This is a genomic window from Undibacterium sp. Dicai25W (assembly GCF_049340505.1).
In the GTDB taxonomy this organism is placed as follows: Bacteria; Pseudomonadota; Gammaproteobacteria; order Burkholderiales; family Burkholderiaceae_D; genus Undibacterium; species Undibacterium jejuense.
This window is the reverse complement of the sequence record NZ_JBMPOQ010000023.1, coordinates 1-16,540: the sequence shown is the minus strand read 5'-3', so window position 1 is coordinate 16,540 and position 16,540 is coordinate 1. Positions and strand designations below refer to the sequence as shown.

11 protein-coding genes and 6 tRNA genes are annotated in these 16,540 nt (G+C 46.7%); 14 read left to right on the top strand and 3 right to left on the bottom strand.

Features of this window, described 5'->3' with window-relative positions; all coding sequences use genetic code 11:
* The first annotated feature begins 1 nt into the window (after position 1).
* The 9 genes from ACO0KY_RS17495 to ribD all read left to right on the top strand — a co-directional run bounded on the left by ACO0KY_RS17495 (position 2) and on the right by ribD (position 12,632).
* Entirely contained in the window at positions 2-1,036 is a 1,035-nt protein-coding gene (locus ACO0KY_RS17495) for a polysaccharide biosynthesis protein (protein WP_423048181.1), read from the top strand.
* A gap of 3 nt (positions 1,037-1,039) precedes the next feature.
* Entirely contained in the window at positions 1,040-2,146 is a 1,107-nt protein-coding gene (wbjC, locus tag ACO0KY_RS17490) for a UDP-2-acetamido-2,6-beta-L-arabino-hexul-4-ose reductase (protein ID WP_423048179.1), read from the top strand.
* 2 nt (positions 2,147-2,148) lie between these two features.
* Positions 2,149-3,285 (top strand): non-hydrolyzing UDP-N-acetylglucosamine 2-epimerase, encoded by a 1,137-nt coding sequence (wecB, locus tag ACO0KY_RS17485; RefSeq protein ID WP_423048177.1) that lies wholly within the window; start codon positions 2,149-2,151, stop codon positions 3,283-3,285.
* 14 nt (positions 3,286-3,299) lie between these two features.
* Positions 3,300-4,493, top strand: coding sequence for a glycosyltransferase family 4 protein (locus ACO0KY_RS17480; protein ID WP_423048175.1), 1,194 nt, complete (start codon positions 3,300-3,302; stop codon positions 4,491-4,493).
* A 505-nt stretch (positions 4,494-4,998) separates the two neighbouring features.
* Positions 4,999-6,135, top strand: a complete 1,137-nt coding sequence (locus ACO0KY_RS17475) for an MraY family glycosyltransferase (protein ID WP_423048173.1) — start codon at positions 4,999-5,001, stop codon at positions 6,133-6,135.
* Positions 6,136-6,260: 125 nt separating this feature from the next.
* A complete protein-coding gene (locus tag ACO0KY_RS17470; protein ID WP_423048171.1) occupies positions 6,261-8,732 on the top strand; it encodes an SLBB domain-containing protein in 2,472 nt (823 codons plus the stop codon).
* Positions 8,733-8,734: 2 nt separating this feature from the next.
* Positions 8,735-9,970: a GumC family protein gene (locus tag ACO0KY_RS17465; RefSeq protein ID WP_423048169.1), complete on the top strand. Its 1,236-nt coding sequence runs from the start codon at positions 8,735-8,737 to the stop codon at positions 9,968-9,970.
* A gap of 443 nt (positions 9,971-10,413) precedes the next feature.
* The gene (gene apbC / locus ACO0KY_RS17460; RefSeq protein WP_423048167.1) at positions 10,414-11,502 is read left to right on the top strand and encodes an iron-sulfur cluster carrier protein ApbC; all 1,089 of its coding nucleotides are present in this window, start codon (positions 10,414-10,416) and stop codon (positions 11,500-11,502) included.
* Between the two features lie 2 nt (positions 11,503-11,504).
* Positions 11,505-12,632, top strand: a complete 1,128-nt coding sequence (gene ribD, locus ACO0KY_RS17455) for a bifunctional diaminohydroxyphosphoribosylaminopyrimidine deaminase/5-amino-6-(5-phosphoribosylamino)uracil reductase RibD (protein ID WP_423048165.1) — start codon at positions 11,505-11,507, stop codon at positions 12,630-12,632.
* Between the two features lie 180 nt (positions 12,633-12,812).
* On the opposite strand, the gene ACO0KY_RS17450 is transcribed toward ribD, so the two are convergent.
* The 3 genes from ACO0KY_RS17450 to ACO0KY_RS17440 all read right to left on the bottom strand — a co-directional run bounded on the left by ACO0KY_RS17450 (position 12,813) and on the right by ACO0KY_RS17440 (position 14,072).
* A tRNA-Pro gene (locus ACO0KY_RS17450) sits at positions 12,813-12,889 on the bottom strand.
* A gap of 103 nt (positions 12,890-12,992) precedes the next feature.
* Positions 12,993-13,069, bottom strand: a tRNA-Pro gene (locus ACO0KY_RS17445).
* A gap of 76 nt (positions 13,070-13,145) precedes the next feature.
* Positions 13,146-14,072: an RluA family pseudouridine synthase gene (locus ACO0KY_RS17440; protein ID WP_423048163.1), complete on the bottom strand. Its 927-nt coding sequence runs from the start codon at positions 14,070-14,072 to the stop codon at positions 13,146-13,148.
* 307 nt (positions 14,073-14,379) lie between these two features.
* Here ACO0KY_RS17440 and gltX point away from each other — a divergent pair, with 307 nt between their 5' ends.
* From gltX to ACO0KY_RS17415, 5 genes are all read left to right on the top strand, one after another.
* Positions 14,380-15,774 (top strand): glutamate--tRNA ligase, encoded by a 1,395-nt coding sequence (gene gltX, locus ACO0KY_RS17435; RefSeq protein WP_423048161.1) that lies wholly within the window; start codon positions 14,380-14,382, stop codon positions 15,772-15,774.
* Between the two features lie 77 nt (positions 15,775-15,851).
* Positions 15,852-15,927 (top strand) — tRNA-Ala (locus tag ACO0KY_RS17430).
* A gap of 37 nt (positions 15,928-15,964) precedes the next feature.
* Positions 15,965-16,040 (top strand) — tRNA-Glu (locus tag ACO0KY_RS17425).
* Between the two features lie 62 nt (positions 16,041-16,102).
* A tRNA-Glu gene (locus ACO0KY_RS17420) sits at positions 16,103-16,178 on the top strand.
* Positions 16,179-16,358: 180 nt separating this feature from the next.
* Positions 16,359-16,434: transfer RNA gene (locus ACO0KY_RS17415), tRNA-Glu, on the top strand.
* Positions 16,435-16,540: the final 106 nt, after the last annotated feature.

Genomic DNA, 16,540 nt, shown 5'->3' with positions numbered 1-16,540 from the left:
AATGAACGTATTCCAAGACAAGGTGTTATTGATCACTGGCGGGACCGGCTCGTTTGGCAATGCCGTTCTGCGCCGTTTCCTGAATTCTGATTTGCGTGAAATTCGCATCCTGAGCCGCGATGAAAAGAAGCAGGATGACATGCGCAAAAAGTACAACAGCCCCAAGCTGAAATTCTACATTGGCGATGTGCGCGATCCGCAGTCAGTAATGAATGCGGTGCGGGGAGTGGACTACATCTACCACGCGGCAGCGCTGAAGCAGGTGCCATCCTGCGAATTCCACCCGCTTGAAGCAGTCAAGACCAATGTGATGGGCACGGAGAATGTGCTGGAGGCCGCTATCCAATGCGGCGTCAAGCGCGTGGTGTGCTTGAGCACGGATAAGGCCGTGTACCCCATCAACGCAATGGGTATCAGCAAAGCGATGATGGAAAAGGTGGCTGTCGCCAAGTCCCGTTCGAGCAGCAGCACCGTGATCAACGTGACGCGTTATGGCAATGTGATGGCTTCGCGCGGCTCGGTGATCCCGTTGTTTGTAGACCAGATTCGATCGGGCCAGCCTATCACCATCACCGATCCGAGCATGACGCGCTTCATGATGACGCTGGACGATGCTGTGGATCTGGTGCTGTATGCCTTTGAGCATGGCCAGCCTGGGGAGATTTTCGTGCAGAAGGCTCCAGCGGCCACAATCGAGGTATTGACCCAGGCGCTGACTGACCTGTTGGGGAAACCAGAGCACACTGTGCGCGTGATCGGCACCCGTCATGGCGAAAAGCTTTACGAGGCTTTACTTAGCCGGGAAGAAATGGCGGCCGCTGAAGACTTGGGCGGCTATTATCGCGTGCCGCCGGATTTGCGCGATCTGAACTACGGCAAATTTGTCGAGCAGGGTGAAGTCCGGATCTCTGAAGCTACCGATTACAACTCGCACAACACGACACGCCTGGATGTGGCTGGTATGCAGGCTCTGCTGTTGAAGCTTCGTTTCATGCAAGCGATTGTACGTGGTGAACACGTCGAGCTGGAGGAATAAACCTTGAAAGTATTGGTTACAGGTGCCAATGGTTTCATTGGCAAAAATCTGGTGTTACGCTTGCGCGAACAGGCCGGTACAGAGGTGCTGACTTTTGCACGCGGAGATACCGATGCCGTGTTACAGGCGGCTCTGGCGCAGGCCGATGCCATTATTCATTTGGCCGGTGAAAACCGCCCAGCATCACCCGACGCGTTTGAAACAGTCAATGCAGGCTTGACGCGGCAAATTTGCGAGGGTCTGCGTGCTGCGGGACGTTCGACTCCATTGCTGCTCGCTTCGTCAGCTCAGGCCGCGCAGGACAATCTCTATGGCCGCAGCAAGCTGGGTGCGGAGCAGGCCGTAGAACAGTTAGCTGCAGATCACGGCAACCCGGTGGCGATCTATCGTTTGCCTGGCGTTTTTGGCAAATGGTGCAAGCCCAACTACAATTCTGTAGTGGCGACTTTTTGCCACAACAAGGCAAATGATCTGCCGGTGCAGATCAACGATGTCAACGCATGTATCCGTTTGGTTTATGTCGATGATGTGATCAATGCCTTCTGGACTTTGCTAGCGTTACCCTGGACGGGTGTGGTGCGCCCGGAAGTCGTGCCTGAATACAGCATCACCTTGGGCGAGCTGTCCGAGCAGATTGATGCCTTTAAAAACTGCAGGAGCACGCTGATATCCGAGCGTGTGGGCACTGGTCTGACGCGAGCGTTGTATGCTACATATGTAAGCTATCTGCCCAAGGACAAGTTTGCCTATGATGTGCCGACCTATGGCGACGCACGCGGCGTGTTTGTCGAAATGCTCAAGACACCGGATGCGGGGCAGTTTTCCTTTTTTACTGCGCATCCGGGCATTACCCGAGGAGGGCATTATCACCATACCAAGACAGAAAAATTTTTGGTCATCAAGGGCAAGGCTAGGTTTGGCTTCAGGCATATGTTGACCGACGAGGTGTATCATGTGGAAACTGAAGGAACTAAACCTCAGGTCGTGGAGACGGTACCCGGTTGGACGCACGACATTACCAACGTGGGCGATGATGAAATGGTGGTCATGCTCTGGGCAAATGAAATTTTTGATCGTGCCAATCCTGACACGATCGCTAGCAAAGTTTGATGATGAAAAAACTTAAAGTCATGTCGGTCGTGGGTACACGACCAGAAATTATTCGCCTTTCACGTGTGTTAGCTGCGCTGGATCAGCATTGCGATCATATCTTGGTGCACACAGGGCAGAACTATGATTACGAATTAAATCAGGTTTTTTTCGATGATCTTTCAGTTCGCAAACCTGATTACTTTCTGAATAGCGCAGAGGGAAGTACCGGGGCAGCAAATACGATAGGTAACTTAATTACTGCGGTAGATCATGTATTGGTCGAAGTCAAACCAGATGCCATGCTCGTGCTTGGCGACACCAATAGTTGCCTTTCCGTGATCCCGGCAAAACGACGTAAGATTCCTATCTTCCATATGGAAGCTGGAAATCGTTGTTTTGATTTGCGTGTCCCTGAGGAGACTAATCGTCGTATTGTAGATCACACATCGGACATCAATCTGACCTACAGCACAATTGCACGCGATTACCTGCTGCGCGAAGGTCTGCCACCAGATCAAGTCATTAAGACAGGTAGCCCGATGTATGAGGTGTTAAATCATTACATGCCACAGATTCAGGCGTCTGATGCGTTGATGCGCTTAGGATTGACAGAGGCTCAGTATTTTGTTGTGAGTGCTCATCGTGAAGAAAACATTGAGTCAGACCGGAGTTTTTCTAAACTGGTGCAAGTACTTAATGGCGTCGCTGAAGATTATAAGCTTCCCGTCGTAGTGTCCACGCATCCGCGTACTCAAAAACGAGTGGATGCGACAGGATCGACGTTCCATCCTAATGTCCGCCTCTTGAAGCCGCTTGGTTTCCATGACTATGTGAACTTGCAAATGCATGCTAAGGCCGTATTGTCTGATAGTGGCACCATCAATGAAGAGTCTTCAATTTTAAATTTCCCTGCGTTGAATCTGAGAGAAGCGCACGAGCGTCCAGAGGGAATGGAAGAAGCTGCTGTAATGATGGTTGGATTGGAGCTTGAGCGAGTTCGACAGGGTTTAGCAATTTTGCAAACTCAGGCTCAGGGTAAGGAGCGTACTTTGCGTTTGGTGGCTGACTATAGCATGCCAAATGTGAGCGATAAGGTTGTTCGTATCATCCACAGCTATACAGACTACGTAAAACGGGTTGTCTGGAAACAGTATTAATAGGTAGAGGATTTATGCGCATTGCCTTAATTGCAGATACTTTTCCTCCATTGCGAAACTCCGGAGCTGTACAACTCCGAGATCTGTCAAGAGAGTTTGTGCGTCAAGGACATGAGCTTACCGTATTGTTGCCGGCTGCCGATATCGGTGATTCTTGGGTAATCGAGAGAATTGATGGAGTTCAGGTAGTGCGTTTGAAAGCCCCCAAAACGAAAGACATTAATTATGTCAGTCGTACCATTGGGGAGTTTCTCATGCCGTATGCGATGCGCAGAAATCTTAGCAAGAGTCCTCTTTGTGCTCGAAAATGGGATGGGGTAGTCTGGTATGCCCCATCTATCTTTCATGGGCCTCTTGCGAACAGTTTGAAAAAAAGAAGCGGCTGTAAAGGCTACCTTATCATTCGGGATATTTTTCCAGAATGGGCTGTAGACATGGGCCTGATGGGACGTGGTTTGCCCTATCAATTTTTCAATGCGATCGCGCAGTACCAATACTCAGTGGCGGATGTCATTGGTGTACAGACGCCCGGCAACTGTTCCTATTTCGATAATTGGTTGAAAAAGAGTGATGGCAAACTCGAGGTGTTACAGAATTGGCTAGGCAAGCCAGCTGTAGATAAATGTGCTATTCGTCTCGATGAAACATCTCTTGCTGGACGTAAGGTGTTTGTCTATGCTGGAAACATGGGCGTAGCGCAGGGGATGGATATCGTTCTGCAACTGGCAGAGAAAATGCTTGTCCGGTCAGATGTGGGTTTTGTGCTTGTTGGCAGGGGCAGTGAAGTACAACGATTGAAAACCTATGTCCAAGAACGAAGCCTTTCAAACGTATTGTTTTTTGACGAAATCGACCCCGATCAGATTCCGGATTTATATGCGCAATGCAGTGTTGGTCTTGTAGCACTGGATCCTAGACATAAATCACATAATATTCCAGGTAAATTTTTGACTTATATGCAGAGCGGGCTTCCTGTTTTGGCGAACGTCAATGCGGGGAATGATCTGTCTACACTTATTCTCAATGAAAAGGTTGGCCAGGTCTGTGAGAGTAATCAAGTCAATGATTTGCTTGAGTTGGCTAATACCTTGCTTGAGCAAATTCATTCAGACTTAAGTTTATCGAGCCGTTGTATTAATCTTTTTGACCGAGAATTTTCAGTGAAAAGTTCCGTTCAGCAAATTATCAAAGCACTCTCTCACGAATAAAGGCATTTGAAATTAAATGCGTTTGAATCGCTTGACGTCATTTAGTGGTGTCGGGCGATTTTGCTTTTTATGAGTCTCCACAGATGTGTGTAGGCTTAGTTCTTTGTGGTCCCGTAACGGAATGGCAAGGCTATTTATGCGTAGATGCAAAGCTCATTTGTGGGTTTGATGATACGAGGAAGAATGCTTTAAAAAGAGAATATTCTCTTTGGTTTAGATTTTGCATTCGAGTAAAAGTTGGATTGAAAGAAATTTAAATTCGTGAGGGTTTTCAATGGGTGGGCATAATATTATAAAGGTAATATTTTCAGCTGACTTTTTTCGAGAACTTTTATTAAACTGTTGCGCATCCCATTGCAATTTATTTGAAAATAGACATTTTATTATTAATGATGCATTTTTCATATTTAGGTAATTTTTCAGAGTGTATAATGGAATATAGCTCTGGCTCTGGCAGTGGGTGTATTGAGAAGTGCAATGTTGTTTTTAATTTACGAGGTTTGTTTTGATCAAAATATTATTTGGTGCATTTTTTGTTTCATGGGTTGGCTGTTTTGCACTTATTTTATTTAAGCATGCCCATCAACATTTAACGACAGATCATGTTGGTTCTGGTCCCCAAAAAATGCACCACGGCGCGACGCCGCGTATTGGCGGCGTTCCTATTTTCGTCGGCCTTCTGCTCGGTATGGAAATTTTGTATTTTGGTGAGTGGCACATTAACAGTCTGCCTTTGATTGGCGCGATTTTGCCTGTGTGGATCGCTGGTATCACCGAAGACTTGACAAAAAAAGTCAGTCCATTCAAGCGCTTAATCGCTGCCTTTGTTTCTGCTTTAATTGGGATGTGGTTACTCGATGCTAAGTTGGTGCGCTTGGGTTCGCCTTTGCTGGATCACTTATTAGCCAACTATATCGTTTTTAATGCACTCTTGGTGATGCTGGGCGTGGGTGGTATTACGCATGCTATGAACATCATTGATGGTTTTAATGGCCTTGCTGGTGTTGTCGTTGTAATGATTTTGTCTGCTCTTGCCTATGTGAGTTACCAGGTTAATGACATATTCTTGTTAGGGCAGTGCATTGCTTTGCTTGGTGCAACAATAGGTTTTCTGTTTTGGAACTACCCTAAAGGAACCATCTTCGCTGGTGATGGTGGTGCGTATCTTTGGGGTTTTATGGTTGCAGAAATCTGCGTAATGCTGGTTTATCGCAACCCAAGTGTGTCGCCAATGTTTCCACTATTGTTGGTTATTTATCCGGTATGGGAAACCATTTTTTCTATTTATCGCCGTAAGGTCATTCGCGGATTGCCTGCTGGTTTGCCAGACGCAATTCATCTGCACTCTCTGGTGTATAAGCGAATGGTGCGTCACATGATAGGTTCTAAAAAAGCAGAGCATATGATCAGACGTAACTCGTTGACTGCGCCTTATCTTTGGGGGTTGGCAGCGTTTTCCATTATTCCCGCTGCATTGTACTGGTCCAACACGGCAATGATTTTATTTTTTATGGCTGTGTTTATTTTGTGCTACTGCACATTTTATGCCATGATTGTGCATTTTAAAATTAAGCGCTGGATGACCGTTGGTGATAGCAAAGAGTGCGCTGTCGAAAAAGAACGTTTGACATCAGAAATATGATGGTTTAACTGAATGGGCATGTGTAGGCACCGACAAGGTTCGGTGCCTTTATTTTGTCGTACCAGTCCTACAGCTGATTTTTTTATTTTTACTCTCTTTAAAAGTACTTACCTATGCATCGAACAATGAAGAGTACGCTCCCTATTTTCGCTATCTTTGCTGCGACCAGTATTTTTGCGCAACAAATTGATAGCACAAATCAAGACGCGAAGAATTCTGGCGATTTTTCTGCCAATACGCCAGAGATGGTCAGAACGCCTCGTATTACTAATCAAGGTCAAAACCAATACCAAAACCAAAACCAATACCAAAACCAAAATCAATACCAAAACCAAAATCAATACCAAAACCAGAATTACAATAACAATGGTGTTGATGGTGCGAATGGAAATGGCTTAAATCCTCAATCTAATATGAGAGATAACGGCCAATATGGTAAAAATTATGCCAACCAAAAGCCTGAAAAGAGTGAATTTCAAAGCTTTATTCAGTACGCAACCGGTAAGAAGTTAACGCAATTCGGTTCTGACTTTTTCTCTAACACACCATCTAGTTTTGCTCCTTTACAAAATACACCTCTGCCATCCGATTATGTCTTGGGGGCCGGTGATGAGGTCATGATCAGGGCATGGGGTAGCGTAGATATTGATTACAAGGCGACGGTGGATCGCAATGGTGTTATTAATATCCCGACTATTGGCTCGGTTGCGCTCGCGGGCGTCAAGGCTGGTGAAGCTGATGCCGTCATCAAGTCCTCTATTGGCAAGCTGTATCGCGACGTCGCGGTGAGTGTGACCTTTGGTCGTTTGCGTGCAATTACTGTCTACGTTGTTGGTCAGGCTAAAAAGCCAGGTTCATATACGGTTTCTGGTTTTTCTACTTTGGTGACTGCTTTACTTGCTAGTGGTGGGCCAAACCCTAATGGCTCTATGCGTAATGTTCAGGTCAAGCGCGATGGCAAAATGGTTGGTAGCTTGGATATGTATGCGTTCATCGCCAAAGGTGATAAGAGCCATGACGTTAAGCTGCAAGATGGCGATACGATCTTTATACCCGCTGCTGCTGGCCATATTGCGTTGGTAGGCAAAGTTAATACACCTGCGATTTATGAATTGAAATCAGCAAACGAGTCCCTTGGCAGTATTCTGGAAATTGCAGGTGGTTTGCCTGTTGTTGCTGATCCGCGCCGTGCATTTTTAGAGCGCATTGATCCAAGTAAATCACAACCGCGTAGCGTTGAAGAATTTAACTTGAACAAGGTTGGATTGAGCAAGACTCTAAAAGATGGCGATATGTTGACGGTATCGTCCATTACGCCTGAGTTTTCTAATGCAGTAACCTTGCGTGGTAACGTAAGTCAACAGCTACGTGTGCCATTTACACCCGGTATGCATGTACGTGATTTGATTCCAAGCCGTGATATGTTGGTCACCAGGTCATCGATCACTCGTCAAAATTTGGAAGGTAGAGATCTTAAAGATTACAAAGATCCAGCGGATAACACTGAAGGCAGAGATATCCCTAAAGACGGGTTGAATATTTCTGCTGATGATAATCTGTACGGCGATAAAATTAAAAAACAAAACGCCAATTCCATTGCTTCTAAGATTGGCAGTGCCGTCGATGAAGTCAATTGGGAATACGCGTCGGTCGAGCGCGTTGATCGCGATACTCTTAACGTAAGCTTGGTATCGTTTAATCTTGGAAAAGCAATGGCTGACGTAAATAGCCCGGAAAATATTGCTTTGCAGCCTGGCGATACTGTCACGATTTTCTCTCAAGATGATATTCAGGTACCTTTAGCTAAGCGTAAAGTGTTTGTGCGTGTAGAGGGCGAGGTTAATGTGCCAGGAGTGTACCAGATGTCACCAGGCGAAACATTGCCTTCTTTGATTGCCAAAGCAGGTGGTACTACTTCGAACGCTTACTTGTTCGGTACTGAGTTCTATCGTGAGCAAGTGCGTAAAGAACAGCAAGCTAACTTAGAAAAAGCAATTCGCCGTTTGGAATCTCAAATGCGCTCTGAGAATGCTAAGGCGGCAGCCAATGATTCTGGTGGTCAGGATGCAGCAACCATCACCGCTAAATTAAAAGCAGCGCAAAAGTCCAGTGCGCAAGCGATCGCTAAAATGCATGAACTGAAAGCCACCGGACGTATTTCGTTTGGCCTCGCAGCCAATGACGAGAGCTTTGATAAATTACCAACGCTGAAATTAGAAAACGGCGATCAGTTGGTTATCCCAAGTCGTCCTGATTTTGTTCATGTGTTTGGTGCGGTTAATCAAGAATCTTCTATGATCTGGCGCAGAGGCGGTACGGTGGATAAATATCTGGAAGATGCTGGTCCTACGTCAGAAGCAGACATGGATAATATTTTTGTGTTACGTGCCAATGGTACTGTACTGTCAGCCACCGGCCGCGGTTGGTTTTCTAGCGTGAAATCTTCAGAATTGATGCCTGGCGATAGTATCGTTGTGCCAGAGCGTTTAAATAAAGAATCCGCTTATAAAACCTTCACGAATGGTTTGAAAGATTGGGCGCAAATTCTTTCCGGATTTGGTATCAGTGCAGCAGCAATTAAGAGTTTGAGACAATAAGCATGACAGCGATCAATCAAGAGCAACAAGCTCAAATTCATGAAGATGAAGATGGCATTAGTTTGATGGACATCTTTTTGACTCTGGCAAAGCACAAGAAAAAGATTTTTGTTTATCCATTAGCGTTTGGAATTGCGGGTTTGGCAATCAGCCTTGTTCTACCAAATGTGTACAAAGCTAATACGAAGATTTTGCCTCCTCAACAAAGTCAGTCAACAGCTTCAGCAATGCTGAGTCAGTTGGGGGGCTTGGCTGGTGGCGCCGGTGCTGCGTTGGGGATCAAGAGCCCTAATGACCTCTACATTGCACTATTAAAAAGTCGTGCACTAACAGATAAGCTGATACAGCGCTTTGATCTTCAAAAGAGATATGAGCAAAAGTTTATGGAATCAACACGTAAGCAATTAGATGGAAGCTCGACAATTGCAGCAGGTAAAGATGGCTTGATTTCAATTGACTTTGAAGATAAAGACCCAAAAGTAGCAGCAGCAATTGCTAACGCTTATGTGGAAGAATTGACAGTTTTGACGAGTAAGTTTGCTTTGACAGAGGCTTCTCAACGTCGTGTTTTCTTTGAAAAGCAGTTGGAATTGGCTAAAGATAAGATGATTGCCGCAGAAACTGCCTTGTCCTCCGGCATAGATAGCAAAGGGATGATGAGTGTTGATGCCCAAAGTAAAGCTGTTCTGGAAACGGTAGCGCGTTTGCGAGCAAATATCTCCGCTAAGCAGATTCAACTCAAGGCGATGCAAGCCTTTGTTACGCCAAGCAACAACGAGTACAAGCGCGCCAATCAGGAACTGTTGGGCATGCAAGACGAGTTAGCTAAGTTGGAAAAGGGTTCTGCTTCGAACGCTGCGTCAAAGTCGGAATCAGCAATGCAGGCAAGTGAAACCGTTGCGAATGCTGGCAAACCTGCAGAAGCCGGTGCAAGCAATATCCAGCTGTTGCGTGACGTCAAGTATTACCAAATGCTGTATGAAATGCTGGCAAAGCAATACGAGGTTGCTCGTTTGGATGAGGCAAAAGACATTCCAATCATCCAAGTTTTGGACAAAGCTATAGAGCCAGAACATAAGTTTAAACCACAACGTGCATTGATTACGATTGCCGCTGCATTTTTTGGTTTGGTCCTTGCTTTGGTCGCAGCTTTTGTCTCGGAAGCGCTGAACCAACCTAAGTCTGCTGAGGATGCAGAAAAATGGCGTCAGTTAAAATCATATTTAAAGTTCTCTTAATAATTTTAGGTTGATTGCATTAAATAAAAACCCGAGACAATAAGATCTCGGGTTTTTTGTTTGTTTTTTTATCTGCGCTAAAATCAATCAAAAAGCGCGATGTTTCGAAACATATAGACGTCAATTGGGCGATGTTGTACGACAATAGTGTTGATTTAAATAATTTTATTGAATATTGAATATTGAATATTGAATATTAACAACTAGCCGTGAATGCTTATTTTCAATAATTTGGGGATGAGTGTGGATGCTAACTATTTGCAAATGCCATTGCGGTTGTTGTTCTTCTTATTGGCATTGCATGGTTCGCTCTTTGAACTTTAATCTTGCTTTGGAATGCTATTTTTCAGTAAGTGATGTAGTTATTTCACTCATCAGTTTAAGGCTATCGCATCGGTTTTGCGGTTTTGCGCTAGACTTGCGGGCATTGAATGGAGAAATAAATGACACTCACTGTTGAAGACGTAAAACAAGCCTTGTCGCAGGTCATTGACCCGAATACCAACAAAGACTTCGTGACGAGCAAATCGGCTAAAAATATCAAGCTTACCGGTGCGGATATCACTCTTGATGTTGAGTTGGGCTATCCGGCGAGAAGTCAATTTGCATTGATCCGCGATCTGGTTATCGCTGCATTGCAAAGCCTGCCAGGTGTAGCAAAGATCGATGTTCATGTTAGTTCAAAAATCGTCGCGCATGAAGTGCAGCGCGGTGTTAAGTTGATGCCTAACGTCAAAAATATTATTGCGGTTGCTTCTGGTAAAGGTGGTGTTGGTAAGTCCACCACGGCTGCCAATCTGGCACTGGCGCTGGCGGCAGAAGGTGCGGCTGTGGGTATTTTGGATGCAGATATTTATGGTCCGTCACAGCCCATGTTGATGGGTATTTCTGGTCGTCCGGAAACCACTGATGGCAAAACCATGGAGCCTTTGGAAAACCACGGCCTGCAAGTTTCTTCTATTGGTTTCATGATCGATCCGGATGAGCCTATGGTCTGGCGCGGCCCTATTGTGACGCAAGCTTTGCAACAGTTGCTGACACAGACTAATTGGCGCGATCTGGATTATCTGATCGTTGATATGCCACCAGGTACAGGTGATGTGCAATTGACCTTGTCGCAAAAGGTACCAGTAACAGGTGCGGTGATTGTTACGACGCCACAAGATATCGCTTTGCTGGATGCGCGTAAAGGCTTGAAGATGTTTGAAAAAGTCAGCATTCCTATTCTTGGTATTGTTGAGAATATGAGCACGCATATTTGCTCGAATTGCGGTCATGCTGAAGCCATCTTTGGTGAAGGTGGTGGTGAAAAAATGTGCGCGGATTACGGCATTGATTTCTTAGGGCGCTTGCCATTGACAATGGCTATTCGTGAGCAAGCGGATGCTGGTAAGCCTACGGTGATTGCGGATCCTGATGGCGCAATTGCGACGATTTACAAGGACATTGCTCGTAAAGTCGCAGTGCGCGTCGCTGAAAAAGCCAAAGACATGAGCAGTAAGTTCCCGACGATCACTATCCAAAACACCTGAGTATGACGCAGCCAACAATAGCAAAGGCAAATGACCGCCATTTTATGGAAATGGCAATGGAGATGGCTGCGCGCGCAACCATAGAGACTTCGCCCAATCCTAAGGTTGGTTGCGTGATTGTGAAAGATGATGTGGTGATAGGGCGCGGTTGGACGCAAGCAGTCGGGCAAGCGCATGCAGAAGTGCAAGCCTTGCGCGATGCGGCAGCTCAAGGGCACGATGTGCGTGGCGCAACTGCGTATGTCACGCTGGAGCCGTGCAGTCATTATGGACGCACACCGCCATGCGCAAATGCCTTGGTGGATGCGGGGATTGCCAGGGTAGTTGCGGCTATAGAAGATGCAAATCCGCAAGTTGCCGGTCGAGGTTTTGCTATCTTACGTGCTGCCGGAATTAAAGTGGCATCAGCCAGCGATTTTGCCTGGACGGATGTGGTACTAAAAGCCAAAGAAATGAACGTTGGTTTTTTTAAGCGCATGGAAACTGGCAAGCCTTGGGTAAGGATGAAAGTGGCGGCGAGCCTGGATGGTAAGACTGCTTTGCCAAATGGACAGAGTCAATGGATTACCAGTTCAGCAGCGCGACAAGATGGCCATGTATGGCGTGCGCGTGCTGATGCCATTTTAACGGGTATTGGTACTGTGCTTGCTGATAATCCGGCATTGAATGTGCGCGGCATTGCAACGCCACGTCAGCCCAAAAAAATTGTGCTCGACTCGCATTTGCGTATCAGTACCAATGCTACATTGTTTGATGATGCCGAGGTGCTGATCGTCTGTGCGAAAGAGGATGCTTCGAAGCGAGCACAGATTGAGGAGCGCGGCGCTGAGGTCTTATGTATTGCGGATAGTAGCGGGCGAGTCGATTTGTATGCGCTGATGTTGGAGTTAGGGCACAGGCAATTGAATGAAGTACATGTAGAGGCTGGTGCGATTTTGAATGGTGCTTTGATCGATGCGAATTGCGTTGACGAGCTGCTGATTTATCTTGCTCCCAAATTGCTTGGTAGCGGCGCTGGACTATTTGCGCTAGCGGAATTGACGCACGTTGATCAGGCGAAGCAATTGATATTTCATGATGTGTCGCGTGTTGGCGATGATTTGCGGGTGTTGGCGCGGTTTAAGAAATAGGTGAAGTAATTCTTTAGAACCCCTTATTTACTTACTTACTCACTCGCTTGCTTGCGGGTGAGGGCATTCACAGGTGTCTTTCATGAAGCTTGCAGTGCAGGTTGCGCCAGTCCTACATGATATTTCTTTTGCTTGGAAATGAAAAAAGGACCGTTGAAAAATCAACGATCCTTTTTATTTTGGTCGGAGTACAAGGATTCGAACCTTGGACCCCCTGGTCCCAAACCAGGTGCGCTACCGGACTGCGCCACACTCCGAAAAACTTTTTTGCAATATCCTGAAAATTTTATAAAAAATTATCTCGGTTATTGTTTTCTACTATAACTTTTCATTGCTTTTAAATTGCAATGATTTTAATTCTGGTCGGAGTACAAGGATTCGAACCTTGGACCCCCTGGTCCCAAACCAGGTGCGCTACCGGACTGCGCCACACTCCGAAGACCAACATCATAGCTGGCAGGGGCGGTGATGTCAATAGATTTGTCAGGCGCTTAATCGAATACGGTGCTGTAATTAACGTCTGAGTTGGCTGACATCTAGCTCGCGCTGACTGGTAAATGTGCGACTTTCGCCACTAATCGGGTCAGTAAACGTAATTGATTTAGCTAATAACTGCAAAGGTGCAGAAAAATCATCCCCTTTGCATGGTAAGGCAACGGGATAAAAACTGTCGTTAACGATCGGTGCGCCTAAGCTGGACATGTGTAAGCGTAATTGGTGCTTTTTGCCTGTGACGGGGCTTAATTGGTATAAATTGAAATCGCCATGACACTTTGCGATTTCTATGAACGTCTCTGAATTTGCTTCACCTGGTGTTTCTTGCATGATAAAGAAGCTGGCGCCGTCCACCATGCGGCTGCGATAGGTTAGTGGGAAGTTCTCTGGTGGTAATGCTGGCGCTAAAGCGTGATAGATTTTGCTGATAGTGCGTTGCTGAAACAGCGATTGATACTTACCCCGCGTTTCTGGATTGTGTGAAAAAAGCATAACACCAGCGGTTTCGCGGTCCAGTCTGTGTATCGGGCTAAGGTGTTGCAGGCCAGTTTGTCTCTTGAGGCGCACCAACAGGGTTTCTTGTAAAAAACGACCGCCAGGTATGACTGGTAAAAAATGCGGCTTATCGACGACCAGCAAGTGCTCATCCTGATGCAGGATATGCGCTTCAAACGGGATTGGTGTCTCGTCGTCAATTTCTCGATAGTAAAAAATGCACATGCCGCGTTTGGCCGGGCTATTTTTTTGCAGCACATTGCCGTGAATATCTACCACTTCATTTTTGGCAAGGCGCGCTATCCAGGTGCTTTCTTCAACATCAGAAAAGTGGCTGGTCAAAAATGTCAGTAAATCTGGCCATTGCCCTTCTGGTAGCCAAAGATAGCTCGGAGAAATACCGTCGCGTATCGGTAGTGGTGGATTCAGCGTGGGGGAGGGGGCAGGCATGTACTCTTTGGTGTTTAACTAAATTTGTGTGCATCTTAATGTGTATCTTACCATGCTCTTTATGTCGCTCTGAGAGCTGGCCGTTGCTAGTGTGCGTTGATCATGCGGGTGTAACACGTCAAATCATACCGATCAGAAATCCGCGCGGGTTGCACTCGCTCTACTGTAATGCTGAACTTGGCTTCGCTTAAAGCTTAGATACCATCCACGCCTGTAAAACGGTAAAATGCTGGTTTTAACTTTATCCGCATACAGATGTTGCTTGTTTGCTTAGGTTTGGCAAGTGACACGCGGTGCCATTCATCCCATGACAGTCCGTACCCGTTTTGCTCCTAGTCCTACCGGCTATCTTCATGTTGGCGGTGCTCGTACCGCTTTGTTTAGTTGGGCGTTTGCTCGTCATCATGGCGGCACGTTTGTGTTGCGTATTGAAGATACCGATCTGGAACGTTCAACCCCAGAAGCGGTGCAAGCGATTTTGGATGGTATGAATTGGCTAGACTTGCAGCATGATGAAGGTCCGTTTTATCAGATGCAGCGCATGGAACGTTACCGTGCGGTGTTGGCAGAAATGCTGGCAAATGGCACGGCGTATCATTGCTATTCTTCGCCAGACGAAGTGGAAGCAATGCGCGAACGTCAACGTGCTGCAGGCGAGAAGCCTCGTTACGATGGTACCTGGCGTCCAGAAGACGGTAAGACTTTGCCAGCAATTCCGGCCGATCGTCAGCCTGTGATTCGTTTCAAAAATCCATTAGAAGGCGATGTAAGCTGGAACGATGTCGTCAAAGGTCAGATCACGATTAATAACCGTGAGTTAGATGATTTGGTGATTGCACGTCCTGACGGCACGCCGACGTACAATTTCTGCGTTGCAGTGGATGATTGGGATATGCAAATCACCCACGTAATTCGCGGTGATGATCACGTTAATAACACGCCACGTCAAATCAACATCCTCAATGCGCTGGGGGCGACCTTGCCACAATATGGCCATGTGCCTATGATTCTGGGTACCGACGGTCAGAAATTATCCAAGCGTCGCGATGCGGTAAGTGTCATGGATTACTTCGACAAAGGTTATTTACCTGAAGCGATGTTGAACTATCTGGCGCGTCTGGGTTGGAGTCATGGTGATGACGAGATTTTTAGCATGGAGCAAATGTGCAGTTGGTTTGATCTGACGCATTTATCTGGCTCTGCAGCGCAATTTAATCCTGAGAAATTAGCGTGGATTAATAACCATTACATCAAGGCCGCTGACAATCAGCGCCTGGCAGATTTGGTGCGCCCACAAATGCTTAAAGATGGCGCTGAGTTTGCTGGCGCGCCAGATTTGGCTGATGTGATTGCTTTGTTCAAGGAACGTGCAAATACGACAGTGGAATTAGGTCAGGCCGCAATGCTGTTCTACCGCCAACCAGCCGCCGAGCAAGCCTTGTTGCAACAACATGTGACCGATGCAGTGTTGCCAGCATTGCGTCAATACGCAGCAGCATGCAAAACCGTAGAGTGGAATAAAGCGGCCTTGTCAGTGGCATTAAAACAAGTGTTAGCGGACCATGGTTTGAAAATGCCACAGCTGGCAATGCCTTTGCGTTTGTTGCTGACGGGTCAGTTGCAAACCCCTTCGATTGATGCCGTTGTTGAATTATTTGGCCGTGAAGTTGTACTGCAGCGCTTAAATGTGATCGCCGGCTAAGATTTCACTCTGTTTTACCGCAGGGGAGGCTTTACATTAGAGTGATCATCCCCTATAATCTCGCTTCTGTTCTGCAAGGGGGTATAGCTCAGCTGGGAGAGCGCTTGCATGGCATGCAAGAGGTCAGCGGTTCGATCCCGCTTACCTCCACCACGTAAGTGTGGTTGTATCAGAACAGAAAATACTTGCTGTCCCCATCGTCTAGAGGCCTAGGACATCACCCTTTCACGGTGAGTACAGGGGTTCGAATCCCCTTGGGGACGCCAATAAATTTTTATTGTGGACAGCAAGTAAAGCGTAATACAGGTCAGTAACAAGGACAGAACATGTCCCCATCGTCTAGAGGCCTAGGACATCACCCTTTCACGGTGAGTACAGGGGTTCGAATCCCCTTGGGGACGCCAGGTTGAGAAACTTCTACAAGAGAAGAGCAAAAAGTTTTGCTCTTCGTGCAGGGGATTCGAAGGGGCGAGCTTGCAAGCGAGCCAGCGGCCTGCGCTAGTGTAGGCGAATCCCCTTGGGGACGCCAGGTTTAAACATTTGCACGTCGTTGTAAATGTAGGTCAGTAACAAGGACAGAATATGTCCCCATCGTCTAGAGGCCTAGGACATCACCCTTTCACGGTGAGTACAGGGGTTCGAATCCCCTTGGGGACGCCAGGTAGTAGAAATAAAGCCCGCACTAGCGGGCTTTATTTTTTCCGGAGCAGAGAGGAGCAAAAAGTTTTGCTCCTCGTGTAGGGGATTCGAAGGGGCGAGCTTGCAA

Coding starts and splice junctions, on each gene's coding strand:
- ACO0KY_RS17440 (WP_423048163.1), bottom strand. CDS start 14,072: ATGCCTGCCCCCTCCCCCACGCTGAATCCACCACTACCGATACGCGAC.
- wecB (WP_423048177.1), top strand. CDS start 2,149: ATGAAAAAACTTAAAGTCATGTCGGTCGTGGGTACACGACCAGAAATT.
- ACO0KY_RS17480 (WP_423048175.1), top strand. CDS start 3,300: ATGCGCATTGCCTTAATTGCAGATACTTTTCCTCCATTGCGAAACTCC.
- gltX (WP_423048161.1), top strand. CDS start 14,380: ATGACAGTCCGTACCCGTTTTGCTCCTAGTCCTACCGGCTATCTTCAT.
- ACO0KY_RS17470 (WP_423048171.1), top strand. CDS start 6,261: ATGAAGAGTACGCTCCCTATTTTCGCTATCTTTGCTGCGACCAGTATT.
- ACO0KY_RS17495 (WP_423048181.1), top strand. CDS start 2: ATGAACGTATTCCAAGACAAGGTGTTATTGATCACTGGCGGGACCGGC.
- apbC (WP_423048167.1), top strand. CDS start 10,414: ATGACACTCACTGTTGAAGACGTAAAACAAGCCTTGTCGCAGGTCATT.
- ACO0KY_RS17465 (WP_423048169.1), top strand. CDS start 8,735: ATGACAGCGATCAATCAAGAGCAACAAGCTCAAATTCATGAAGATGAA.
- ribD (WP_423048165.1), top strand. CDS start 11,505: ATGACGCAGCCAACAATAGCAAAGGCAAATGACCGCCATTTTATGGAA.